Raw genomic sequence first — 22,911 nt, forward strand, 5'->3', positions numbered from 1 at the left:
TCCGCCCTGCCATGACATCGCCATCACGCACCGTGCGCGCGGCCGCGGTCCAGATCGCGCCGGACCTCGAGGGCCGCGACGGCACCTTGAACAAGGTCTGCGAGGCCATCGACGAGGCCGCGGGCCGGGGCGCGCAGATCGTGGTCTTCCCCGAGACCTTCGTGCCCTACTACCCCTACTTCTCGTTCGTGCAGCCGCCCGTGCTGCAGGGGCCGGCCCACATCCGGCTCATGGAGCGCGCGGTGGCGGTGCCCGGCCCGGTGACGCTCGCGGTGGCCGAGCGGGCCCGGGCGCGCGGCGTGGTGGTGGTGCTCGGCGTCAACGAGCGCGACCACGGCAGCCTCTACAACGCGCAGCTCGTCTTCGATGCCGATGGCACGCTGCTGCTCAAGCGCCGCAAGATCACGCCCACCTACCACGAGCGCATGGTGTGGGGCCAGGGCGATGCGGCCGGCCTCAAGGTGGTCGAGACGCAGGTCGGCCGGGTCGGCGCGCTGGCCTGCTGGGAGCACTACAACCCGCTCGCGCGCTACAGCCTCATGGCGCAGCACGAGGAGATCCACTGCGCGCAGTTCCCGGGTTCGCTCGTGGGGCCGATCTTCGCCGAGCAGATGGAGGTCGCGATCCGGCACCACGCGCTCGAATCGGGCTGCTTCGTGATCAACGCCACGGGCTGGCTCAGCGATGCGCAGATCACGTCGATCACGCCCGATGCCGGCCTGCAGAAGGCGCTGCGCGGCGGCTGCCACACGGCGATCGTCTCGCCCGAGGGCCGGCACCTGGCCCCACCGCTGACCGAGGGCGAGGGCATGGTGATCGCCGACCTCGACATGGCGCTGATCACCAAGCGCAAGCGAATGATGGACTCGGTCGGCCACTACGCGCGGCCCGAGCTGCTGAGCCTGGCGATCAACGATCGGCCCGCGGCCACCACCTTCGCGATGCCCGCGGGCGCCGCGCCCGATTCCACCGCCTCCACCTTCCTTCCAACCGGGAGCATCCCCCATGACCACGACGACTCTTCCTTCCAGCCGCGAGCTGATGACCGAGCTGCAGTCCTTCGGGTTGCGGCTGGTTGACCCGACGGCGGGTGCCGCCAGCCGGCGCGGCGGCGCCGGGCCTTCGGACCACAAGGCGGTCACGGTGGATGGCCACACGATCATGGTGCCGGTCCACACCTCGAGCGCCTGGAACTCGCCGTATACGGCGCTCGCACCCGACGCCGAGGGCCGCAGCACGATCACGCGGGGCACCATCCCGATCGCGAGCGTGAGCTTTCCGAAGCAGCCGCGCTTCTACAGGCTGCAGACCTTCGACGGCGTTCCCTATTCGCACATCGCCACGCTGCACGGCAGCGACGTGCTGGCGACCACGGTGCTGCAGACCTGCATCCGATACGAGAGCCGGCGCAAGACCTGCAAGTTCTGCGCGATCGGCCAGTCGCTTGCGGCCGGCCGCACGGTGGCGCGCAAGACGCCCGAACAGCTGGCCGAGGTCGCGCGCGCCGCGGTGCTGCTCGACGGCGTGAAGCACATGGTGCTGACCACCGGCACACCCAACGCCACCGATCGCGGCGCGGCCATCCTGTGCGAGAGCGCGTTCGCGATCAAGGCTGCGGTCGACATTCCGATCCAGGGCCAGTGCGAACCGCCCGATGACGACCAGTGGTTCCATCGCATGCACGCGGCCGGCATCGACACGCTGGGGATGCACCTGGAGGTGGTCACGCCCGAGGTGCGCGAGCGCATCATGCCGGGCAAGGCCAACGTCCCGGTGTCGCGCTACATGAGCGCCTTCGAGGCCGCAGTCGGCGTCTTCGGGCGCGGCCAGGTCAGCACCTACGTGCTGGCTGGCCTCGGCGACACGCCCGAGGCCATCCTCGAGACCTGCGACCGGCTGCTGGCGCTCGGCGTCTATCCCTTCGTCGTGCCCTTCGTGCCGATCAGCGGCACGCCGCTCGAGGACCATGCGCCGCCGACGCCGGAGTTCATGAAGGCCATCCTGCAGCCGCTCGGCCGGCGCGTGGCGGCCGCCAACCTGCGCTCGAGCGACATCAAGGCCGGCTGCGGCAAGTGCGGCGCCTGCTCGTCGCTGTCGGTCTACGAAAGCTGAGCATGGGCTGCATCGACGACCTCGACGAACCGGTGGCCGCCTACGCGCCGGTCGAGTTCCTCGTGCGCGAGGCCGTGCAGCCCTGGGAACGAACCCAGGCTCGCGCCTTGCGGCGCGCGGTGTTCTGCATCGAGCAGGGCATCTTCGCGGGCGACGACCGCGATGCGATCGACGACCACGCGCAGTTGCTGGTGGCGATGTCGTGCATCGGCGGCATGCCCGACCAGGTGGTCGGCACGGTGCGCATCCATGAGGCCGAGCCGGGCCTCTGGTGGGGATCGCGCCTCGCGGTGCATGCAGGCTTTCGCAATCAGGGCCATCTGGGAGCGACGCTGATCCGGCTCGCCGTGACCCGCGCCCATGCCCAGGGCTGCCATACCTTCCTCGCGCATGTGCAGGCGCAGAACGAGCCGCTCTTCCACAGGCTGCACTGGCATACGCGCGCCCGGCTCGCGCTTCACGGTCGCTCCCACGTCGAGATGCAGCCCGACCTGGCCTTCTACCCGCCCTGCCACGATCCGCTGAGCGGCTTCGTCTCGCGTGCGAGGAGGACGGCATGAATCTGGCCGAACTCGCAGCCTTGCTGCGCCAGAGCCGCGGCTTCGCGCACAAGCGCGACATCAGCGACGTCGTCGCCGCGCTCGGCCGCGCGCTGCCGGGCGGCGCACGCGACCTTGCGCAGGCCGTGCCCGTGGGCGATGACTGCGCGGCGATTCCCGACGGACACGGCGGCTACCTGCTGTTGGCAATCGAAGGCCTGGTCGAGGATTTCATCGAGCGCATGCCGTGGTTCGCGGGCTATTGCGGCGTGATGGTCAACGTCAGCGACATCTACGCCATGGGCGGCCGGCCGACCGCGGTCGTGAACGCGCTCTGGAGCACAGGCATGCAGCCGGCCGACCGCATGCTCGAGGGCATGGCCGAGGCCTCGGCCAGGTACGGTGTGCCGATCGTCGGCGGCCACAGCAACAACCGCAGTGAGCGGCCACAGCTCGCGGTCGCGATCCTCGGACGTGCCAGCCGCCTGCTCACGAGCTTCGACGCCCGGCCCGGCGACGCGCTCGTGATGGCGATCGATCTGCGCGGCGCCTACGAGGAGCCCTTTCCCTACTGGAACGCATCCACCGGTGCGCCGGCCGAGCGCTTGCGCGGCGACCTCGAACTGCTGCCGCGGCTGGCCGAGGACGGCCTCTGCAGTGCTGCCAAGGACATCAGCATGGCCGGTGCGATCGGCACCGCGCTGATGCTGCTCGAATGCTCGGGTGTCGGTGCCACGATCGACGTCGACGCCATCCCCAGGCCCGAAGGCGAAGCGCTGCCGCGCTGGCTGGGCGCCTTCCCGAGCTTCGGCTTCGTGATGAGCCTGCGGCCCGACGCCGTGGCCGCCGCCTGCGCGCGCTTCGCCGATCGCGGCATCGCCTGCAGCGTGGTCGGCGAGGTCGACGATTCGCAGCGCCTCGTGCTGCGGCGCGGCCCAGAACGGGAGTCCCTGTGGGACCTGCGACGCGATGCGTTCATCCAGGCTGCCAGCCTGCAGGCGCAGCATGTCTGAAGCCACCGCGCAGCGCTTCTTGCGCATCGGCCTGCTCACCCACTCGGTGAACCCGCGCGGCGGCGTGGTCCATACGCTGGAGCTCGCGCATGCGTTGCACGATGCCGGTCACCAGGTCACGGTGATGGCGCCCGCTGCGCGCGGCCAGCGCTTCTTCCGGCCGGTGCGCTGCGGCACCGCGCTGATTCCGGTCGGCGGCGCGCCGCACGACATGGTGGAGATGGTCGGTGACCGCATCGAGGCTTTCACGCGCCACCTTTCGGCGCTGCTCGACGAGACGTGCTTCGACGTCCTGCACACGCACGATCCGATCGGCGGCAATGCGCTGGCCAACCTGCAGGACGAGGGGCGCATCGATGGTTTCGTGCGGACCGTGCACCACCTCGAGGTCTTCGATTCGCCGCAGTTGATGTTCTGGCAGGCGCGCGGCTTCCGGCGCGCCTCGCAGGTGCTGTGCGTGAGCCGGCTGTGGCGCGAGAACCTCGCGCGCGACCACGGCGTGGCGGCGACCGAGGTCGGCAACGGCGTGGACACCACGCGCTTCACTGCGCAAGCCGGCACCCACGATGAAGCGCTTGCCGCGCGGCTCGGCCTGCGCACCGGTGCGCCGCTGGTGCTCGCGATCGGTGGCATCGAGGAACGCAAGAACACCCTGCGCCTGCTCGATGCATTCGTGGCGCTGCGCGCGTCGCGACCGCTGGCCCAGCTGGCGATCGCGGGCGGCGCCAGCCTGCTCGACCATGCGCACTATGCGCGCGAATTCCAGGCGCGGGCATTGGCCAGTGGGCTGGCCGTCGGGCCCGGGCAACCGATCGTGCTGACCGGTCCGCTGGCCGACGACGACATGCCGGGGCTCTACCGCCGGGCCGACGTCGTCGCGATGCCATCGCTGAACGAAGGCTTCGGGCTGGTGGTGCTGGAAGCGCTCGCGAGCGGCGTGCCGGTGGTGGTGTCGCGGATCGCGCCCTTTACCGAATACCTGCGCGACGAGGATTGCCACTGGGCCGACCCCCAGGCGCCGCAGTCGATCGCGGCCGCGCTGGAACGCGCGCTCGCGCAGCGCGACGCGGCCGCGATCGCGCGCTCGGCTGCGCGGCTGGGTCGCCAGTTCAGCTGGGCCGCGAGCGCCGGTCGCCATCTGCAGCTGTATCGCCAGGGGCTCTCGGCGACCGCGACGCGACGCAGCTCCTAATCCTGTTGAAAGAGAGTGCGCCATGCCCGTCATGCATTTTCACGTCCGCTGGCCCGACCGCAGCGAGACACGCTGCTATTCGCCCTCGCTCGTGGTGCGGGACTTCCTCGTCCCGGGCCAGCGATATGCGCTCGACGACTTCATGCAACGCACGCGCGAGGCGCTGCAGATCGCATCGGAGCGCGTGCGCGCCAAGTTCGGCTTCGCCTGCTCGCAGGCGCTGGATCAGCTGGCCGAGATCGAGCGCATCGCCGAGCGCTTTGCGGACCGGCCGGACGCCGAGGTCACCGTCACCGCCTTCGATTGAACGCCCCCATGAACCCAAGGAACACCATGCCCAAGACCACCCACTACAGCGTCGTCATCGTCGGCGGCGGCCAGGCCGGCCTGTCGCTGAGCCATTGCCTCCAGCAGCGCGGCATCGACCACCTCGTGATCGAGAAGCGAACGCTGGTGCACAGCTGGCGCAGCCAGCGCTGGGATTCCTTCTGCCTCGTCACGCCCAACTGGCAATGCCAGCTGCCCGGCTGGCCCTACCTCGGCGACGATCCGCACGGCTTCATGGTGAAGGACCAGATCAATGCCTGGCTCGCCGGCTTCGTCGAACAGGTTCAGGCGCCGGCGCTCGAGGGCGTGACCGTCGGGAAGGTCTCCCGCATCGACGAAAGCGATGCAGCCCGGGGTTACGCGATCGACACCAGCGCCGGTCGCTTCACGGCCGACCAGGTGGTGGTGGCTTCGGGCGGCTACCACAAGCCCGTGGTGCCGCGCATGGCCGAGCGGCTGCCGAGCGCGATCGTGCAGTACCACTCGGCGCAGTACCGCAACCCGGCGCAGCTGCCCGATGGCGCGGTGCTGGTGGTCGGCTGCGGCCAGTCGGGCGCGCAGATCGCCGAGGACCTTCACCTCGCAGGACGCCGGGTGTATCTGGCCACCGGCAATGCGCCGCGCTGCGCGCGCTTCTACCGCGGCAAGGACGTGGTCGACTGGCTCGCCGAGATGAACTACTACGACATGCCCGTCACCCAGCATCCGCTGCGCGAGGGCGTGCGCGACAACACCAACCACTACGTCACGGGCCGCGATGGGGGCCGCGACATCGACCTGCGGGCCTTCGCGCGCGACGGCATGGAGCTGTTCGGCCAGCTGACCGGGCTCGATGGCGACTTGCTGCAGTTCCGGCCCGATCTGCGCGAACATCTCGACCATGCCGACGCGGTCTACGAGCGCATCAACCTCTCGATCGACAACTACATCGAGGCCCAGGGCATCGAGGCGCCGCCCGCCGAGCGCTACTCGCCGGTGTGGCAGCCGGACGCCGAGCGCACCACGCTGAGCCTGCGTGCGGCCGGCATCACGAGCGTGGTGTGGTGCATCGGCTTCCTGCCGGACTTTGCGTGGGTCGATGCGCCGGTGTTCAACGGCAAGGGCGAGCCGGTGCACCTGCGCGGCGTCACCGGCGTGCCGGGGCTGTACTTTCTCGGCCTTCCGTGGCTGCACACCTGGGGTTCCGGGCGCTTCTCGGGCGTGGCCCGCGATGCCGACTACCTGGCCGAGCAGATCGATGCGCGCCGGGCAGGCGCGGCGACCGCCCGGCAAGCGCAGGCCGAGGACGTCGTCACGCTGCGCTGAGGTGGTACCGGCGTCTGCCTACATGCCGGCGTTCATCATCCGCTCGATCTGGCAGGCCTGGCTGCCCGGCGACTGGCTGCAGGCCGTCGGCACGAAGGACGCGGAAGGCGCGCAGGCAGTCAGCAGGCCGGCGCAGGCGGCCGCGATCGCGACCCTCAGGGTTCGAATCATGGTTGGACTCCCAATCCGGGTTCACCGGCTTCCATGCGGCCGATCACGGCAGCCGCGGCAAAGCCTTCGTCGTTGAAGATCTTCAGCACCGCCCCGACCGCCTCGGGTGCGCAGCTCACGAGCAGGCCGCCCGAGGTCTGCGGGTCGCTCAGCAGTGCCTGCGCGGTGGGCGCAAGGCCCGGCGCCAGTGCCACCTCGGCGCCGTAGCCGGCCCAGTTGCGGCCCGAGGCGCCCGTCACGAAGCCCTCGGCCGCCAGCGCCGCCACGCCTTCGAGCAGCGGCACCTTCGACCATTCGATGCGCGCCGCCAGGCCGGCGCCGCGCGCCAGCTCGAGCGTGTGGCCGGCCAGGCCGAAGCCAGTGACGTCGGTCAGCGCATGCACGCCGTCCAGGGCCGCGAGCGCGATGCCGGGCGTGTTGAGCCGCGTCGTGCAGTCGATCAGCTGGCGGTAGCCGGCGTCCGGCAGCTGATCCTTCTTGAGCGCGGCCGACAGCACGCCGACGCCGATCGGCTTGCCGAGCACCAGCACGTCGCCCGCGCGAGCGGCGGCATTGCGCTTGACCCGTGACGGGTCGACCAGTCCCATCACCACCAGGCCGTAGATCGGCTCGACCGAATCGATGGTGTGGCCGCCCGCGATCGGGATGCCGGCCGCGCGGCACACGTCCTGGCCGCCGCGCACGATGCTGCCGATGGCCTCGAGCGGCAGCTTGTCGACCGGCATCGCGACCAGCGCCAGCGCCATGATCGGCCTGCCGCCCATCGCGTAGACGTCGCTGATCGCGTTGGTGGCGGCAATGCGGCCGAACTCGTAGGGGTCGTCCACGATCGGCATGAAGAAGTCGGTGGTGGCGATCAGGGCCTGCGTGTCGTTGAGACGGTAGACCGCGGCGTCGTCGGCGGTCTCGATGCCGACCATGAGTTCGGGCGGGATCAGGCCGCCGGCGCTGTTCCTGAGGATCTGCGACAGCACGCCGGGCGCGATCTTGCAGCCGCAGCCGCCGCCGTGCGAGAAGCTCGTGAGGCGCAGCGGCGCCAGCGGATTGACAGGGGAGGGGAGGCGGGCTTCGGTCATGGGGTGTCAGGGATGGGTGAACCATTATGAAAGGGAGCGGGCCGCGCGGCCCACGTCTTTCTACAATCGCCGCTCCCCACCTACCAGACCGCGTCAGGAGTTCGCCATGATGAAGACCTTGTCCCGCCTCGCACTCGTGCTGGCGCTTTCCGTTTCTGCCGTGGGCGCCATGGCCCAGGGCAAGGTGCTGCGCGTGTCGGCCATTCCCGACGAGGCGCCGACCGAACTCCAGCGCAAGTTCAAGCCGCTCGGCGACTACCTGCAGAAGGAGACCGGCATGGAGGTGCAGTTCACGCCCGTGACCGACTACGCCGCCGTGGTCGAGGGCCTGGCCACCAACAAGCTCGACCTCGCGTGGCTCGGCGGCTTCACCTTCGTGCAGGCGCGCATGCGCACCAATGGCGGCGCCGTGCCGATCGTGCAGCGGGCCGAGGACAAGGTCTTCACCAGCAAGTTCATCGTGCCGGTCGACAGCAGCGCCAAGACCCTGGCCGACCTGAAGGGCAAGACCTTCGCCTTCGGCGCGCCCTCGTCCACCTCGGGCAGCCTGATGCCGCGCTACTTCCTGCTGCAGGCCGGCATCGATCCCGAGAAGGATTTCAAGACCGTGGCCTTCTCCGGCGCGCACGACGCCACCGTGGCCTTCGTGGCCGCCAACCGCGCCGAGGCCGGCGTGCTCAACGCCTCGGTGTGGGAAAAGCTGGTCGAATCCAAGAACCCCAATGCCGCCAAGGTGCGCGTGCTCGCGACCACGCCGACCTACTACGACTACAACTGGACCGTGCGCCCGGGCCTCGATCCGGCCGTGACGCAGAAGCTCACCGAGGCCTTCCTGAAGCTCGATCCGGCCAATCCGGCGCACAAGGAAATCATGGACCTGCAGCGCGCCAGCAAGTTCATCCCGACGCAGTCGTCGAACTACGACGGCATCGAGGCCGCCGCGCGTTCGGCCGGCCTGGTCAAGTGAGCGCGCGGCCGCTGCCTGCCGGACCGCACGCGTGAGCTTCTCGCTCGACGCGGTCGGCCTGGTGCACCCCAACGGCCACCGTGCGCTGCAGGGCGTTTCGCTGGCTGCGGGCAGAGGCCATCGCATCGCCGTCATCGGGCCCTCGGGGGCCGGCAAGACCACGCTGCTGCGCGTGCTCGGCGCCGCCCTGCGGCCCGGCGAGGGCGAGCTGCAGCTGCTCGGCGAATCACCCTGGTCATCGAGCGCGGCGGCATTGCGGCGCCTGCGCACGCGCATCGGCACCGTGCACCAGAGCCCGCCGATCGCGCCGCGCCTGCGGGTCGTCACCGCGGTGCTGGCGGGCCGCCTGGGCCAGTGGTCGACGCTGCGTTCGCTCGCATCGCTGCTGCGTCCGGCCGACCTGCAAGGTGCGCATGCAGCGCTCGCGCGCCTGTCGCTCGAGGACCGTTTGTTTGATCGCTGCGACCGGCTGTCGGGTGGCCAGCTGCAGCGCGTGGGCGTGGCGCGCGTGCTCTACCAGCGGCCCGACCTGCTGCTGGCCGACGAACCGGTGTCCTCGCTCGACCCGACCCTGGCCGACGCCACCCTGCGGGAACTGGTCGCGCAGAGCGATTCGACCGGCGCGACGCTGGTGGCTTCGCTGCACGCGGTCGACCTGGCGCTGCGCTGGTTCCCGCGCATCGTCGGCATGCGCGATGGGCGCGTGATGTTCGACCTGCCCGCGACGGCGGTCGACGCGCCGCTGCTGGCCGCGCTGTATGCCGGCGACGCGGGGGTGCCGGCGTTTCCGCCATGAGCGCGGCCGCCTCGCCCTCGCTGCGCGATCCGGCCGCACGCCGGCGCCTGGTCGGCCTGCTGGCCGCCATCGTCATCGCCTGGCCGCTGCTGCAGGTGTCGGAGTTCCGACCGGCCGCGTTGTTCAACCCCGGCAGCCTGCAGGTGATCGGCGGCTTCCTCGCAGGCTTCCTGCCGCCCGACACCTCGGCGGGCTTCCTGGCCCTGCTCTGGCGCGCAACGCTCGAGACGCTGGCGATGGCCACCGCCGGCACCGCGCTGGCGCTGCTGATCGCCGCGCCGCTGGCCTTCGTGACGACCCGCGCGCTGTCGGTCTCGCGGATCGGGCCGGGCAGCGGCCGATGGCGCGGCGCCGTCGTGCGCCAGCTTGCGCGCTCGGTGCTCATGGTGCTGCGCGCCATTCCCGAGATCGTCTGGGCGCTCATCTTCGTGCGCGCGCTGGGCCTGGGACCGGCGGCCGGCGTGCTGGCGCTCGCGGTCACCTACGGCGGCATGCTGGGCAAGGTCTACGCCGAGGTGCTGGAGTCGACCGACACCGCACCCGCGCGCGCGCTGCTCGAAGGCGGCGCTGGCCGCCTCCAGGCGCTGTTCTACGGGCTGCTGCCCAATTGCGCGCAGGAACTCGTTTCCTACACCGTGTACCGCTGGGAGTGCGCGGTCCGCGCCTCGGTCGTGATGGGCTTCGTGGGCGCCGGCGGGCTCGGCCAGCTGATGGACCAGTCGATGAAGATGCTCAACGGCGGCGAAGCCAGCAGCATCCTTCTGGTGTTCCTTCTGCTGGTGCTGCTCGCGGATGCGCTGAGCAATGCGCTGCGGAGGCTGCTCGCATGAGCGCGAGCATGCCGGCCGCGGTTTCCGCACCGCCGCGCTGCCTGCGCTGCTGGGCGGTGGTGCTGGGCGTGCTCGCCGCCGTGGTCGCCAGCTTCGTCTACCTGGCGATCGACTACGGGGCGCTGCTCGGCGGCGAGTCGCTGTCCCTGATGGGCAGGTTCATCGCCGAGTTCTTTCCGCCCGACCTCTCGCCGGCCTTCCTCGCGAAGACCGGCTGGGGCGCCGTGCAGACGCTCGCCGTCTCGGCCCTGGGCACGCTGCTGGCGGCGGCCGGCGGGGCACTGCTCGCCTTGCCGGCTTCGGGGCGCTCGGGCCGCTGGGCGCGCGGGCTCAGCCGCTTCGTGCTGAATTTCCTGCGCAGCGTGCCCGAGCTGGTGTGGGCCGCATTGATGGTGCTGGCCGCCGGCATCGGGCCTTTCGCGGGCGCGCTGGCGCTGGCGCTGCACACCACCGGCGTGCTCGGGCGACTGTTCGCCGAGGCGCTCGAGAACGCGCCGCGCGAACCCGAACGCGCACTGGCCCAGAGCGGCGCCGGTGCGGTGGCGGCCTTCAGCTACGGCAGCCTGCCGCTGGTGCTGCCGCAATGGGTGGCGTACACGCTGTATCGTTGGGAGATGAACATCCGCATGGCCACCGTCCTGGGCTTCGTGGGCGGAGGCGGCCTCGGCCAGCTGCTCTACTTCCACCTTTCGATCTTCCAGCAGGCACAGGCCATGACCGTGCTGCTGGCGATGTTCGCGCTCGTGGTGCTGGTCGACTTCGCGAGCGCGCGGCTGCGCCGCGGCCTGGGGCCGGCCCATGCATGAGGACGACAGGCGCTACCGGCCGATGCGCGTGGCCGACATCCCGAGCTTCGACGCGCTGATCGATGCGCGCTCGCCGGCCGAGTTCGCGCTCGACCACATCCCCGGCGCGATCAACTGCCCGGTGCTGGACGACGACGAGCGCCGCATCGTCGGCACCATCTACAAGCAGCAGGGCGCCTTCGAGGCCCGGCGCGTCGGCGGCGCCATGGTCGCGGCGAATCTCGCACGTCACCTGCGCGAGCAGTTCGCCGACCGGCCGGCGCAGTGGCGCCCGCTGGTCTATTGCTGGCGCGGTGGGCTGCGCAGCGGCTCGATGGTCAACTGGCTGCGGCTGGTCGGCTGGGACGCCCAGCAGCTCGCGGGCGGCTACAAGAGCTTTCGCCACCATGTGCTGGCGCAGATCGCGGCCATCTGCCCGCAGCTGCGGCTGCGCGTCATCTGCGGCGCCACCGGAAGCGCCAAGACGCGCGTGCTGCAGGCGCTGGCGGAGGCCGGCGAGCAGGTAATCGACCTCGAGCATTGCGCGAGCCACAAGGGCTCGCTGCTCGGCGCCCTGCCGGGCGTGCCGCAGCCATCGCAGAAGCAGTTCGAGACCCGCATCGCGACCTGCCTCGATGCGCTGGATCTGTCGCGTCCGTTGTACGTGGAGGGCGAGAGCGCGCGCATCGGCCGGCTCTCGCTGCCGATTCCGCTGGTGACGCGCATGCGCGAATCGGAATGCATCGAGGTGGATGCCGATCCGGCTGCGCGGCTGTCGTTCCTCTTGCGCGACTACGCCTACCTCGGCGACGACCCCGAGGCGCTGGCCGAGCAGCTCGGCCGGCTCAAGGAGCTGCAAGGCAAGGCGACGGTCGAGCGCTGGCAGCAATGGGCCCGCACGCGCGAACTCGCGCCGCTGTTCGAGGAATTGATGACGCTGCACTACGACCCGCACTACGAGCGTTCGCAGGCGCGGCATTTCAGGCGCTGGGCCGAGCGCACGCGCGTTGCGGCACCGGATCTCGGCGATTCGGGCATCGCCGCAGTGGCCGCAGCGGTGCGAGGCTGTCCTAGCCCTTGAAGCCGGGCGCCTGCGCCATCTCGGTCGGCTTGTAGATCTTGTGCTGCGCGGCTGCGCTCGGTGCGTCCGCCACCACCAGCAGCCGCCACAGCGGGTCGCGCCCGGATCCGGCGCGTTCGGCCTCCGTGAGCTCGATGGCCGGCAGCGCGGTCGAGGTGCCCTTGACCGCCACCTTGAGCAGCATTGCTCCCTTGGCATTCGAGACCTGGATGTCCCAGCCCAGGCCCTGGGCACTGACGTCCTCGGGCTTGTAGCCGTAGCCGCCGAAGTGGCGCACGACGTAGGCCATGGCGGCGGCATGCAGCTCGTCCTGCGAGGCCTGGCTGGCGGCCGCGAGGCCCGGGTCGATCTCGGCCGGAACACCGCCGCGTGCCCGCGCGGCCTGCACCTCGGCTGCGCTGGGGCTCCAGCCGCGCGGGCCGCGCACCAGGATCGCCAGGTGCTCCTCGGCTTCCCAGCTCGCCACGTGCCATTCGAGTTCGTCGCGCACGCGCGTCGATACCTTGGCGCTCTTGTTGGTCTCGAGCTCGGCGATGGCGATGCGGTTGGTCTGCAGCACGGTGCGAAAGCCCGTGCCGGCGTCGAAGGTCTTCTTGAGCAGCGCGAGGCGGTCCTTGGCGCGCTGGACCTGGTTGGGCGAGCGCGTGCCGCCGCCCGCGCGCTGCTGCGTGTCGAGCGACTCGAGGTAGAACCAGCGGTCGCCGTCGCCGACGCTCACGTACTCGGCCCAGATGGTGGCGATGACGTTGTCGCCGGTGGCCAGCCAGGCGTATTCGTAGGGCTTGTCGCGGGCGTCGAAGACGCCCATCTTGGCGACGATCTCGACCGGCGTGAGTCGGGGGCCCGAGAGTCGCTTCTCATCGATCACGGCGAGGACCCGGGGGTCGACTTCCTTGTCCATTCAGTGGGGTTCTGGCGAGTTGAAAGGGGAGGCAGTATGCCTGATGCGCGGGTCGTCAGCGCGCCAGCCGCGGCCCGGCCATGATGATGAACATGCCGAGCAGGCTGACTCCGGCGCCGATCCAGTCGGTCGCCGTGGGCGTCACCTTGTCGACCGCCCAGAGCCAGAGGATCGCGACCCCGATGTAGACCCCGCCGTAGGCGGCATACACGCGCCCCGCCGAAGTCGGATGCAGCGAGAGCAGCCAGGCAAAGAGGGCCAGCGCAGCCGCCGCGGGCAGCAGCAGCCAGGCCGAACGCCCCTGCCTGAGCCAGAGATAGGGCAGGTAGCAGCCGACGATCTCGGCCAGCGCGGTGAACATGAACAGGGCGAAGGTTCTGAGGAGGTCCATGTGGGGATTGTGATCAGGGCTCCCTTCAGCCGCGGTGCGGCTCGAGGGCCTTCAATAGCGCACGCCGCGGTGATATTCGTCGGCGATGCCGACCTCCGTCCTGGCCTGCTGAATGAGCTCGATCGCGCGCGCCGCATGGCCGCCGAAGGTCGGGCCGTTGACTTGCTGGGCGCCGCGGATGTGGTTGATCGCGACCTGCAGCGCATCGTCGGCGTTCTGGAAGTTCGGATGCGAGAGTGCATAGGCGGCTGCGCAGCCCATGAGCAGCGTTGCAGTGGCGGCGCCGGCGAAGAAGGAGGAACAGGACTTCATTTGGATGAATCGACGAGAGGGGTGGCGTCGCGTGTCGCGACGAGCGGGCGAAACGAAGATGGAAGGAGTTCGAGAGTACCCGCGTGCGCGCGGTTCTCAAAGCGCGGTGCCTGCCAGCCGGACGGTGGCTACGATGTCGAACGTCGCGTCCGGCGGGCAGGTCCCGCGCGGGTCGTTCGAGCGTTCATCAGCGAAGGAAAGAACCGATGTCGGGAAAAAAAGTTGCAGTGGTCGTGGGCGGCGGAAGCGGAATGGGTGCCGCAGCCGCCCGCAGGCTGTCGGGGAACGGTTTCGAGGTGGCCGTGCTGTCGTCCTCGGGCAAGGGCGAGGCGCTGGGCAAGGAACTGGGCGGCATCGGCGTCACCGGTTCCAACCAGTCGAACGAGGACCTTGCGCACCTGATCGAGCTGACCATGGCGCGCTGGGGCCGCATCGACGTGCTCGTGAACGGCGCCGGCCACGGTCCCAAGTCACCCTTGCTGGAACTGACCGACGCGCAGTGGATCGCGGGCATGGACATCTACCTGATGAACGTGGTTCGCGCGGCAAGGCTGGTCACGCCGGTGATGGAGCGGCAGAAGGGCGGCGCGATCATCAACATCTCGTCGGCCTGGGCCGTGGAGCCCAGCGCGATGTTCCCGGTCTCGGGCGTGTTCCGCGCCGGGCTCGCCGCATTCACCAAGCTCTACGCCGATCAGTACGCCGCCAGCAACGTGCGCATGAACAACGTGCTGCCCGGCTGGATCGACAGCCTGCCCGCGAAGGAAGAGCGCCGCCAGAGCGTGCCGATGCAGCGCTACGGCACCAGCGAGGAGGTCGCCGCGACCATCGCCTTTCTTGCCTCGGACGACGGTGCGTACATCACGGGGCAGAACATTCGGGTCGATGGCGGCCTGATGCGCTCCCTCTAGCGCCTCAGGACGCGTGCTCTTGCAGGAACGCGATGACGCGCTGCTGCGCGGCCGCGGCGTCGGCGTTCGTGTACAGCGCCAGGTGGGTGCCTTCCTCGAGCTTGAGCAGTGCGGCGCCGGGAATCGTTTCGGCGGCGAAGTAGCTCTGCCCGGGTGGAAGGTCGGTGTCGACCGTGCCCTGGACGATCAGCGTGGGCGCGGCGATCTGTTCGAGCTCGAGCGACTCGATACGGCCGAACTGCGCGAGATCGTTGTCGAAGCCGCCACGCCGGTCCTTGCCTTGCTCGGCGGTCGGGCCGAGGTCGAGAACGAACTGGCGCTTCGTGTCGTCGGCGAACACCGCAGCGACCTGCGCCGCCAGCTGTTCCTTGCTCAGGTCTCCTTCGCTGCTGAGGGCGCCGGCGATGTACTGCTTCGGCTGATGCGCAGCAAGCACGCGCATGAGCCAGCGGCCCGCCGATGTCGTGAACATCAGGCGCTCGGCGGCCGATGTGTGGGTGTCGCGATAGGCCTGGCTGACCGCGGCGAAGGCGACCAGCGACATGACCTTGCCCGGATGCCTCACGGCCAGCCGGTAGCCTGCGGGTCCGCCACCGGACCAGGTGTAGACCGCGGCCCTGGCGATGCCGAGCTCGTCGAGCAGCGCGGCCAGCAGGTCGGCCTGCTGGTCGATCGTGAGCCGGTCGTCGAGCGGGGTGCGCAGGTAGCCGGGGCGCGAGACGAGGATCGCCTTGAACTGCGTCTTCGGCAGGAAGCGAGCCATGAGCTCGGCGGCGTCGATGCCGCCGGGACTGCCATGGATCACGAGCACCGGAATGCCTTCGCCGACGACGGCGTACTCGATCGGGCCCCGTGGCGTCCGGGCGATGGTGGTGGTCGATTCGATGCTGCTCATGTGGGAACCCAGTGGCAGTTGTGAGCGGTCGAGATCAATGCGCGCGTCCAGGTACGAAGGCGAAGGGCCGCATGAGAGCCTCGCTTTGCCATCCTACTCAAATCCGCGCCTTCTGTAGGCTCCCGGCGAACTCCCGGTCCATCCCTTGAACGCGCGTTGGAAGGCCGGGCCGTCGGCGAATCCGAGCTCGTCGGCCAGCGCCTGCAGCGGCACCGTGCTGGTGTTGAGGCGGACGATCGCGAGGTCGCGTCGCAGTTCGTCCTTGAGCGCCTGGAACGACGTGCCCTCCACCGCGAGCCGGCGCTGCAGCGTGGAGCTGGCCATGTGCAGCGCCTCGGCGGTGGCCGGCAGGTCGGCCCAGGCTGGCTGGGTGCGCTGCAGGTAGTCGCGCACGCCGGCGCTGACGAGATCGTCGCCGCGGCGCGGCACGATCACCTGCGCCTGCACGTCGGCCAGAAAGGCGCGCAGTGCCTCTTCGTTGCGGCGCACCGGACTCTGCAGGCGGTAGGCGTCGAAGTAGACGCCCGAGCGGGGCTGGCCGAAGCGCAGCGGACCCGGAAAGACCTTGCCGTAGTCGCCCGCGTAGCTCGGCATGTCGATCGAGAAGTCGAAGCGCGCGGCCGGCAGCTGCCCGCCTGCGAACCATGCCAGCAGGCGCCAGAAGACACGCAGCAGCAGTTCATGGAGGAAGGGGCGCGTCGCAGCGTCCGCGTCGATCATGCGCAGGGTCAGCCCGGCCAGCGAGTCCTCGCGCACCAGCACCAGCTCGACGTCGTCCTGCAGCAGCCGGAAGGCATGGGCGCAGCGTCGGATCGCCACCTCGAGCGTCTGCGCACTGACGGCCGAGCGCGCCACCAGCGCGAGGCTGCCGCGCTTGACCCGGCGCGAGAGAAATCCGAGGCATTCGTCGTCGAGCCGGTCCACGGTCAGGCGGAACAGCGCCACGTACTGGTCGGCCGTCACGCGGGCGCCGGCCTGGTGCAGCAGCTCGGGCGCGATGCCCGCTTCGGCCAGCAGCGGCTCGCGCGCATGGCCACGGCCCTCGACGCCGGACACCATGCCGCGCACGAAGGCGATCGGAACCGTGACGGGAGGGCGCAGCATCGCAGGCGGTGGACGTGGTGAGGTGTTTTGCCATCGGATCGAAGCGAAGCGCCATCGCGCCGGGGGCCGGCGATTTTTACCATGGGCCTCACAACGAAGAGGCCGCGGAATTCCCTCGGTCCGGATGGAGACAAGCACCATGTACCTGACCCAGGCCCTGCACCGCGCGGTGCAGCAGCATCCACATCGCATCGCGTCGCGTTGCGGTGACCGCAGCCAGAGCTTCGAGGCCTTCGCGCGTCGGGTCGCGCGGCTCGCAGGCGCCCTGCAGGCGCTCGGCATGCAGACCGGCGACCGGGTCGCGATGCTTTCGCTGAATTCCGATCGCTACCTCGAATACCAGATGGCCGTGCCGTGGGGCGGCGGCGTGCTGAATCCCTGCAACATCCGCTGGTCGGCGGCCGAGATCGTCTACTCTCTGAACGACTCGGGCTCCACCGTGCTGCTGGTCGACGAGACCTTCCGCCCGCTGGTCGCGCAGTTCCGCGACCAGGCCCGCACGCTGCGCGAAGTGATCTACTGCGGCGACGGCGCTGTGCCCGAGGGCATGCACGGCTACGAGGCGCTGATCGCCAGTGCCACCCCGGCGGAGGACGTTCGCCGCCGCGACGACGACCTGGCGGGCATCTTCTACACCGGCGGCACCACTGGCTTTCCCAAGGGCGTGATGCTGAGCCACGGCAACCTGTGCAGCAGCGGGCTGGCGATCCGGGCCGAGGGCTTCGCGAGCCAGGGCGGGGTCTACCTGCACGCGGCGCCGATGTTCCACCTGGCCGACATGGGCGTCGCGATGCCGCACTGGTTCGAGGGCAACACCCACACCATCCTGCCGGCCTTCAATCCCGAAGCCGTGCTCGACGCCATCGAGCGCGACCGCGTGAGCCACGTGCTGCTGGTGCCGACGATGATCCAGATGGTGGTCGACCATCCGGCAATGCAGAAGCCGCGCGACCTCGGCAGCCTCACGCACATCTTCTACGGTGCATCGCCGTTGTCCGAGGCGGTGCTCGAACGGGCACTCGCGGCCTTTCCGGGCGTGGCCTTCGCGCAGGCCTACGGCATGACCGAGCTGTCGCCGGTGGCCACCGTGCTGCCGCCGGCGTACCACACGGCCGAGGGACGCAAGCTCGGCAAGCTGCGCTCGGCGGGCCGGGCCACCTTCTGCACCGAGGTCCGGATCGTCGACGAGCAGGGCGTCGAGGTGCCGCGCGGCACGGTTGGCGAGGTCATCGTGCGCGGTCCCAACGTGATGCAGGGCTACTGGAACCAGCCCGAGCAGACCGCGGCCGCGCTGCGCGACGGCTGGATGCACACCGGCGACGGCGCCCGGATGGACGATGACGGCTTCATCTACGTGGTCGACCGCATCAAGGACATGGTGATCACAGGCGGCGAGAACGTCTACTCGGTCGAGGTCGAGAATGCGCTGGCCCAGCATGCCGCGGTGGCCGCCTGCGCGGTGATCGGCATCCCGAGCGACGAGTGGGGCGAGACGGTGCACGCGGTGGTGGTGTGCAAGGCCGGCGTCGAGATCGCGCAGTCCGAGCTGATCGAGCATTGCAAGACGCTGATCGCGGGCTACAAGGCCCCGCGCAGCATCGAGTTCCGCACCGCGCTGCCGCTGTCGGGCGCCGGCAAGGTGCTCAAGACCGAACTGCGCAAGCCCTTCTGGGAGGGCCGGCAACGGCACGTGGCATGAGCGCGGCGATCACCATGCCCCACCGTGCGCTGGGCCAGATGCGGGTCGGCCAGCTGCTGACCAATGCCGCGCTGCGCCACGCGACGAAGGAAGCCTTCCATTGCGTGCCGACGGGCCGCCGCTACACCTTCGCCGAATCGAACGCGCGCTGCAATCGCCTGGCCAATGGCCTCATGTCGCTGGGCCTTGCCAAGGGCCAGCGCGTGGCCTTCCTCAGCACCAACCGCGCCGAGGTGGCCGAGATCTATTTCGCGCTCGCCAAGTCGGGGCTGGTGGGCATTCCGCTCAACTACCGCCTGGCGCCGGTCGAGATGATCGCGCTGATGCAGGACATCGGCGCCGACGCGCTGCTGTTCGAGCGCAAGTTCGCGGCGGTGGCCGAGCGGGTGCGTGCCGAGCTGCCCGCGGTGCGCGCGTTGGTGGGCTTCGGCGACGGCGATGCGGCGGCGGCGCTCGGCTACGAGACGCTGCTCGCAGGCGCCGATGCGGCCGAGCCCGCGGTAGAGATCGACGAGCACGACGCCTACTACTACAACCTCACCTCGGGCACCACCGGCCTGCCCAAGTGCTACGCGATCAGCCAGTACAACAACAGCACCCTCGCGAGCTTTTTCCAGGCCTTCGACATGACGCACGCCGACGTCGTGCTGACCCTGTTCCCGATGTTCGGTCGCGTGGGCTTCGCCTGGCTGGCGGGGGCCGTGATCCACGGCGTGCGCAACGTCATCACCAACTTCGATCCGGCCCAGACCCTGGCGCTGATCGCGAGCGAGCGCGTGACCATCACGAACCTGGTGCCGACCATGGGCGCGATGCTGCTCGCGCAGCCCACGCTGGCCGACACCGACCTCGGCTCGCTGCGCGCGATCGTGTTCGCGGGCTCGCTGCTGCCGCCCGCGGTGCGCGATGGCGTGGCGGAGCGGATCTGCCCGCGGCTCTACGAGTATTACGGCATGCAGGAGACCGGCGCGCTGGTGGTCAGCAACCCCGAGGACCGCGCCCACCGGCCCGGCTCGGTCGGCCGCGCGATCCTGTTCGCCGAGGTGCGCGTGGTCGACCCCGACGGCCGCGACCTGCCGCCCGGCGAGACCGGCGCCGTCATCGGCCGTTCGCCGGGCACCGTGAGCTCCTACTTCAACAACCCGGCGAAGACCGCCGAGACCTTCCGCGACGGCTGGCTGCATACGGGCGACCTGGGCAGCCTCGACGAGGAAGGCTACCTGTCGATCAACGGCCGGCTGAAGGACGTGATCGTGACCGGCGGCCAGAACGTGCATGCGGGCGAGGTCGAGGCCGCGATCCTCGGCTGCCCCGGCGTGGCCGACTGCGCCGTGATCGGCCTGCGCGATTCGCTGTGGGGCGAGGCCGTGACGGCCGTGATCGTGGGCGCCGAAGGTGCGACGGTCGATGCCGAAGCCGTCACGCGCTGGTGCCGCCAGAGCCTCGCGGGCTTCAAGACGCCCAAGAAGGTGCTGGTGCAGCCCGAGCCGCTGCCGCGCACCGCGACCGGCAAGGTGCAGAAGTTCCTGCTGGTGGAACGCTACGAGGTGAAGGAATGAGGTCGAACGAAGCCCCCATCCTCTGGCGGGTCGAGAACCGTGTCGGGCACCTGGTCTTCAACCGGCCCGAGGCGGCCAATGCGCTCAACAGCGCCTCCGGTCCCCTGCTCGCCGATGCGATCGCGCAGGCGCAGCGCCTGGCCGAGCGCGGCGAGATCGGCGCCGTGCTGATGTCGGCACGCGGGCGGCAGTTCTGTGCCGGCGGCGACATCGAGGAATTCGTCGAGCGGCGCGCCGATCTCGATCGCCTGGTCGGCGAGATGCTCGACCTCATGCATCCCGCGATCCATGCGCTCGCGACCTTGCCGTTGCCGGTGGTGAGCGCGCTGCAGGGCCCGATCGGCGGCGCCGGCATTGCGGTCGCGCTGAGCGCCGACATCGTGCTGGCCTCGACCGCGATGAAGCTGCGCGGCGGCTATTCGGCGATCGGCCTGAGCCCCGACCTCGGCGCCTCGTTCCAGCTGGTGCGGCGCGCCGGTCCGGCCCGGGCCAAGAACATCCTCATGACCAACCGGCCGCTCGCGGCCGAGCAATGCCTGGCCTGGGGCCTGGTCGACGAGCTGTACGCGCCCGAGGCGCTGGCGAGCGCGGCCCTTGCGCTCGCCGAAGGCCTGGCGCAGGGTGCGACCGGCTCGCTGGCCGGCATCAAGCGCCTGTGCGACGGCGCGTACGGCGGCGACCTGAAGGCCCACCTGGCGCTCGAGCGCGAGGCCTTGCTGCGCGCGGCCCGCTCGGACGACGGCCGCGAGGGCGTCAGCGCCTTCATCGACAAGCGGGCGCCGCGCTTCGGGCGCGCGTCCGCCAACACCACCTGAAACACAGAACCGAAGGAAAGAACACATGACACATCAAGTCTTCGTCACCGGGGTCGGCATGATCCCCTTCGCCAAGCCCGGCAACCATGCGCCGTACTACGAGATGGCGGCCACCGCCACGCGCGCCGCGCTCGAGGACGCCGGCATCGGCTACGAGCAGGTGCAGCAGGCCTACGTCGGCTACGTCTATGGCGACTCCACGGCCGGCCAGCGCGCGCTCTACGAGGTCGGCATGACCGGCATCCCGATCGTCAACGTCAACAACAACTGCTCCACCGGCTCGACCGCGCTGTTCCTCGCGCGCCAGGCGGTGGCCAGCGGCGCGGCCGACTGCGTGCTCGCGCTGGGCTTCGAGCAGATGAGCCCGGGCGCGCTCGGCGCGGTCTTCAAGGACCGGCCCAGCCCCTTCGAGCGCTTCGATGCCTCGACCGACGCGCTCGTGGGCCACGGCGAGATCCCGCTCGCGCTGCGCTACTTCGGAGGCGCGGGCCTCGCGCACATGAACGAGTTCGGCACCTCGATGTCGACCTTCGCGAAGATCCGCGCCAAGGCCAGCCGGCACGCGGCCAACAACCCGCTGGCGCTGTTCCGCACGCCGGTCACCGAGGAAGAGGTGATGAACACGCCGGTGATGTGGCCCGGCGTGATGACCCGGCTGATGGCGTGTCCGCCGACCTGCGGCGCCGCAGCGGCCATCGTCTGCTCCGAGGCCTTCGCCGAGCGCCATGGCCTCGACCGCAGCGTGCGCATCGCGGCCCAGGCGATGACGACCGACGGCCCCGCGACCTTCGAGGCCGGCGACATGCGCGAGGTGGTGGGCTTCAGCATGGCGCGCGCGGCCGCGCAGCAGGTCTATGCGGCCGCGGGCGTCGGCCCCGAGGACATCGACGTGGTCGAGCTGCACGACTGCTTCGCCCACAACGAGCTGATCAGCTACGAGGCGCTCGGCCTGTGCCCGGTCGGCGGTGCCGAGAAGTTCGTCGTCGACGGCGACAACACCTACGGCGGCAAGGTCGTGACCAATCCTTCGGGCGGCCTGCTGTCGAAGGGCCATCCGCTCGGCGCCACCGGACTCGCGCAATGCACCGAGCTGGTCCAGCAGCTGCGCGGCACGGCCGACAGGCGCCAGGTCGAGGGCGCGCGGCTGGCGCTGCAGCACAACCTGGGCCTGGGCGGCGCCTGCGTCGTCACGCTCTACGAGCGCGTCTGAGGAGCATCACGACATGATCGACAAGAAATGGATCGGCCACGAGCTCCCGGCCTCGGTGCTGCCGATCGAGCGCAGCCGGCTGCAGTTCTTCGCCAAGGCGATCGGCGAGACCGACCCGGTCTACACCGACGCCGCCGCCGCACGCGACGCCGGCTACCCGGACCTGCCGGCGCCGCCGACCTTCCTGTTCGCGGCCGAGCTCGATTCGGGCGCTGCCTTCCGCCTCATCGAGGAACTGAAGATCCCGATCGCCCGGCTGCTGCACGGCGAGCAGAGCTTCAGCTACCACGCGCCGGCCTGCGTCGGCGACACGGTCACGGTGCGCAGCCAGGTGACCGACATCTACGACAAGAAGAACGGCGCGCTCGAGTTCGTGGTCAAGACCTCGCGCGCCACCAACCAGCGCGACGAGCTCGTGGCCGAGATGCGCAGCGTTCTCGTGTGCAGAAACTGAAAGGCGCCCCACCCATGAGCACACCCACCTTCGACACCGTCCAGGTCGGCGACGAACTGCCCGCGCTGCAGCTCGCGCCGGTCGACCGCACCACGCTGGCCCTGTTCGCGGGCGCCTCGGGCGACCACAACGCGATTCACATCGACACCGACGTCGCGCGCCGCTCGGGCATGCCCGACGTCTTCGCGCAGGGCATGCTCGGCATGGCCTGGGTCGGCCGTGTCGTCACGCGCTGGGCCCCGCAGAGCCGGCTGCGCCGCTTCGACGCCCGCTTCCAGGGCATCACGCACCTGGGCAACGCCATGCGCTGCAGCGGCCGCGTGGTCGAGAAGCTCGAGGTCGGCGGCGAGCGCTGCGTGCGCATCGAGCTGCACAGCAGCAACCAATACGGCCAGATCAAGATCGCGGGCGAGGCGCTGGTGGCGCTGCCCTGACCTTGCCGCATCTCACGACTTCATTCATTCAA

The 22,911-nt window shown here is 70.2% G+C and carries 26 protein-coding genes; 19 read left to right on the plus strand and 7 right to left on the minus strand.

What is annotated here, in order from left to right; translation table 11 throughout:
* Nucleotides 1-11: 11 nt before the first annotated feature.
* From QTH87_RS18725 to QTH87_RS18755, 7 genes are read left to right on the plus strand one after another with little or no spacing between them, the layout of a single operon-like run.
* Nucleotides 12-1,079 carry a Nit6803 family nitrilase gene (locus QTH87_RS18725; RefSeq protein WP_286611390.1) on the plus strand — a complete coding sequence of 356 codons (1,068 nt, stop codon included), beginning with the start codon at nucleotides 12-14 and terminating at the stop codon, nucleotides 1,077-1,079.
* The gene (locus QTH87_RS18730; protein WP_286611834.1) at nucleotides 1,042-2,112 is read left to right on the plus strand and encodes an MSMEG_0568 family radical SAM protein; all 1,071 of its coding nucleotides are present in this window, start codon (nucleotides 1,042-1,044) and stop codon (nucleotides 2,110-2,112) included. Before QTH87_RS18725 ends, QTH87_RS18730 begins: the two co-directional genes overlap by 38 nt.
* A gap of 2 nt (nucleotides 2,113-2,114) precedes the next feature.
* On the plus strand, nucleotides 2,115-2,672 hold the full coding sequence (locus tag QTH87_RS18735; protein WP_286611392.1) for an MSMEG_0567/Sll0786 family nitrogen starvation N-acetyltransferase: 558 nt from the start codon (nucleotides 2,115-2,117) through the stop codon (nucleotides 2,670-2,672).
* Entirely contained in the window at nucleotides 2,669-3,664 is a 996-nt protein-coding gene (locus tag QTH87_RS18740; RefSeq protein ID WP_286611393.1) for a sll0787 family AIR synthase-like protein, read from the plus strand. The genes QTH87_RS18735 and QTH87_RS18740 overlap by 4 nt, the downstream gene beginning before the upstream one ends.
* Nucleotides 3,657-4,856: an MSMEG_0565 family glycosyltransferase gene (locus QTH87_RS18745; protein ID WP_286611394.1), complete on the plus strand. Its 1,200-nt coding sequence runs from the start codon at nucleotides 3,657-3,659 to the stop codon at nucleotides 4,854-4,856. The genes QTH87_RS18740 and QTH87_RS18745 overlap by 8 nt, the downstream gene beginning before the upstream one ends.
* A 22-nt stretch (nucleotides 4,857-4,878) precedes the next feature.
* Complete coding sequence (locus tag QTH87_RS18750) at nucleotides 4,879-5,163, plus strand: MSMEG_0570 family nitrogen starvation response protein (protein WP_286611395.1); 285 nt, start codon at nucleotides 4,879-4,881, stop codon at nucleotides 5,161-5,163.
* Between the two features lie 26 nt (nucleotides 5,164-5,189).
* Nucleotides 5,190-6,488 carry an MSMEG_0569 family flavin-dependent oxidoreductase gene (locus QTH87_RS18755; protein ID WP_286611397.1) on the plus strand — a complete coding sequence of 433 codons (1,299 nt, stop codon included), beginning with the start codon at nucleotides 5,190-5,192 and terminating at the stop codon, nucleotides 6,486-6,488.
* Between the two features lie 18 nt (nucleotides 6,489-6,506).
* Here QTH87_RS18755 and QTH87_RS18760 read toward each other — a convergent pair whose 3' ends face one another.
* Nucleotides 6,507-6,659: a hypothetical protein gene (locus tag QTH87_RS18760; protein ID WP_286611400.1), complete on the minus strand. Its 153-nt coding sequence runs from the start codon at nucleotides 6,657-6,659 to the stop codon at nucleotides 6,507-6,509.
* Nucleotides 6,656-7,735 carry a selenide, water dikinase SelD gene (gene selD / locus QTH87_RS18765; RefSeq protein WP_286611403.1) on the minus strand — a complete coding sequence of 360 codons (1,080 nt, stop codon included), beginning with the start codon at nucleotides 7,733-7,735 and terminating at the stop codon, nucleotides 6,656-6,658. Before selD ends, QTH87_RS18760 begins: the two co-directional genes overlap by 4 nt.
* Nucleotides 7,736-7,844: 109 nt before the next feature.
* On the opposite strand from selD, the gene QTH87_RS18770 reads away from it, so the two are divergent.
* From QTH87_RS18770 to mnmH, 5 genes are read left to right on the plus strand one after another with little or no spacing between them, the layout of a single operon-like run.
* Nucleotides 7,845-8,702, plus strand: coding sequence for a putative selenate ABC transporter substrate-binding protein (locus QTH87_RS18770; RefSeq protein ID WP_444812819.1), 858 nt, complete (start codon nucleotides 7,845-7,847; stop codon nucleotides 8,700-8,702).
* Between the two features lie 31 nt (nucleotides 8,703-8,733).
* The gene (locus QTH87_RS18775) at nucleotides 8,734-9,498 is read left to right on the plus strand and encodes a phosphonate ABC transporter ATP-binding protein (protein ID WP_286611407.1); all 765 of its coding nucleotides are present in this window, start codon (nucleotides 8,734-8,736) and stop codon (nucleotides 9,496-9,498) included.
* Nucleotides 9,495-10,328, plus strand: a complete 834-nt coding sequence (locus QTH87_RS18780; protein ID WP_286611410.1) for a PhnE/PtxC family ABC transporter permease — start codon at nucleotides 9,495-9,497, stop codon at nucleotides 10,326-10,328. Before QTH87_RS18775 ends, QTH87_RS18780 begins: the two co-directional genes overlap by 4 nt.
* Nucleotides 10,325-11,134 (plus strand): phosphonate ABC transporter, permease protein PhnE, encoded by an 810-nt coding sequence (gene phnE / locus QTH87_RS18785; RefSeq protein ID WP_286611412.1) that lies wholly within the window; start codon nucleotides 10,325-10,327, stop codon nucleotides 11,132-11,134. Before QTH87_RS18780 ends, phnE begins: the two co-directional genes overlap by 4 nt.
* Nucleotides 11,127-12,194: a tRNA 2-selenouridine(34) synthase MnmH gene (gene mnmH / locus QTH87_RS18790; protein ID WP_286611414.1), complete on the plus strand. Its 1,068-nt coding sequence runs from the start codon at nucleotides 11,127-11,129 to the stop codon at nucleotides 12,192-12,194. Before phnE ends, mnmH begins: the two co-directional genes overlap by 8 nt.
* Here the strand turns inward: mnmH and QTH87_RS18795 are convergent.
* From QTH87_RS18795 to QTH87_RS18805, 3 genes are read right to left on the minus strand one after another with little or no spacing between them, the layout of a single operon-like run.
* Nucleotides 12,184-13,095, minus strand: a complete 912-nt coding sequence (locus QTH87_RS18795; RefSeq protein WP_286611416.1) for a hypothetical protein — start codon at nucleotides 13,093-13,095, stop codon at nucleotides 12,184-12,186. The two genes, mnmH and QTH87_RS18795, sit on opposite strands and share 11 nt — an antisense overlap.
* Nucleotides 13,096-13,150: 55 nt before the next feature.
* The gene (locus QTH87_RS18800; RefSeq protein WP_286611417.1) at nucleotides 13,151-13,486 is read right to left on the minus strand and encodes a YnfA family protein; all 336 of its coding nucleotides are present in this window, start codon (nucleotides 13,484-13,486) and stop codon (nucleotides 13,151-13,153) included.
* 51 nt (nucleotides 13,487-13,537) lie between these two features.
* Nucleotides 13,538-13,798, minus strand: a complete 261-nt coding sequence (locus QTH87_RS18805; protein ID WP_286611419.1) for a hypothetical protein — start codon at nucleotides 13,796-13,798, stop codon at nucleotides 13,538-13,540.
* A gap of 206 nt (nucleotides 13,799-14,004) precedes the next feature.
* Here QTH87_RS18805 and QTH87_RS18810 point away from each other — a divergent pair, with 206 nt between their 5' ends.
* Nucleotides 14,005-14,709 carry an SDR family oxidoreductase gene (locus tag QTH87_RS18810; RefSeq protein ID WP_286611421.1) on the plus strand — a complete coding sequence of 235 codons (705 nt, stop codon included), beginning with the start codon at nucleotides 14,005-14,007 and terminating at the stop codon, nucleotides 14,707-14,709.
* Nucleotides 14,710-14,713: 4 nt separating this feature from the next.
* Here the strand turns inward: QTH87_RS18810 and QTH87_RS18815 are convergent, their stop codons facing one another.
* Together QTH87_RS18815 and QTH87_RS18820 are read right to left on the minus strand one after the other, a co-directional pair.
* Nucleotides 14,714-15,604: an alpha/beta fold hydrolase gene (locus tag QTH87_RS18815; RefSeq protein ID WP_286611423.1), complete on the minus strand. Its 891-nt coding sequence runs from the start codon at nucleotides 15,602-15,604 to the stop codon at nucleotides 14,714-14,716.
* A gap of 93 nt (nucleotides 15,605-15,697) precedes the next feature.
* The gene (locus tag QTH87_RS18820) at nucleotides 15,698-16,708 is read right to left on the minus strand and encodes an AraC family transcriptional regulator (RefSeq protein ID WP_286611425.1); all 1,011 of its coding nucleotides are present in this window, start codon (nucleotides 16,706-16,708) and stop codon (nucleotides 15,698-15,700) included.
* A gap of 124 nt (nucleotides 16,709-16,832) precedes the next feature.
* On the opposite strand from QTH87_RS18820, the gene QTH87_RS18825 reads away from it, so the two are divergent.
* Genes QTH87_RS18825 through QTH87_RS18850 form a run of 6 tightly spaced genes read left to right on the plus strand, consistent with a single transcriptional unit; the run spans nucleotide 16,833 to nucleotide 22,879 of the window.
* Nucleotides 16,833-18,407 carry an acyl-CoA synthetase gene (locus QTH87_RS18825; protein ID WP_286611427.1) on the plus strand — a complete coding sequence of 525 codons (1,575 nt, stop codon included), beginning with the start codon at nucleotides 16,833-16,835 and terminating at the stop codon, nucleotides 18,405-18,407.
* Nucleotides 18,404-19,966, plus strand: a complete 1,563-nt coding sequence (locus QTH87_RS18830) for a class I adenylate-forming enzyme family protein (RefSeq protein WP_286611429.1) — start codon at nucleotides 18,404-18,406, stop codon at nucleotides 19,964-19,966. Before QTH87_RS18825 ends, QTH87_RS18830 begins: the two co-directional genes overlap by 4 nt.
* On the plus strand, nucleotides 19,963-20,781 hold the full coding sequence (locus tag QTH87_RS18835; RefSeq protein ID WP_286611431.1) for an enoyl-CoA hydratase/isomerase family protein: 819 nt from the start codon (nucleotides 19,963-19,965) through the stop codon (nucleotides 20,779-20,781). Before QTH87_RS18830 ends, QTH87_RS18835 begins: the two co-directional genes overlap by 4 nt.
* Nucleotides 20,782-20,806: 25 nt before the next feature.
* On the plus strand, nucleotides 20,807-21,991 hold the full coding sequence (locus QTH87_RS18840) for a lipid-transfer protein (protein WP_286611433.1): 1,185 nt from the start codon (nucleotides 20,807-20,809) through the stop codon (nucleotides 21,989-21,991).
* A 13-nt stretch (nucleotides 21,992-22,004) separates the two neighbouring features.
* Nucleotides 22,005-22,445 (plus strand): MaoC family dehydratase N-terminal domain-containing protein, encoded by a 441-nt coding sequence (locus QTH87_RS18845; RefSeq protein ID WP_286611435.1) that lies wholly within the window; start codon nucleotides 22,005-22,007, stop codon nucleotides 22,443-22,445.
* A 14-nt stretch (nucleotides 22,446-22,459) separates the two neighbouring features.
* On the plus strand, nucleotides 22,460-22,879 hold the full coding sequence (locus QTH87_RS18850) for a MaoC/PaaZ C-terminal domain-containing protein (RefSeq protein WP_286611438.1): 420 nt from the start codon (nucleotides 22,460-22,462) through the stop codon (nucleotides 22,877-22,879).
* The last annotated feature ends 32 nt before the right edge of the window (nucleotides 22,880-22,911 follow it).

The organism is Variovorax jilinensis (assembly GCF_030316885.1).
Classification (GTDB): domain Bacteria; phylum Pseudomonadota; class Gammaproteobacteria; order Burkholderiales; family Burkholderiaceae_C; genus Variovorax; species Variovorax jilinensis.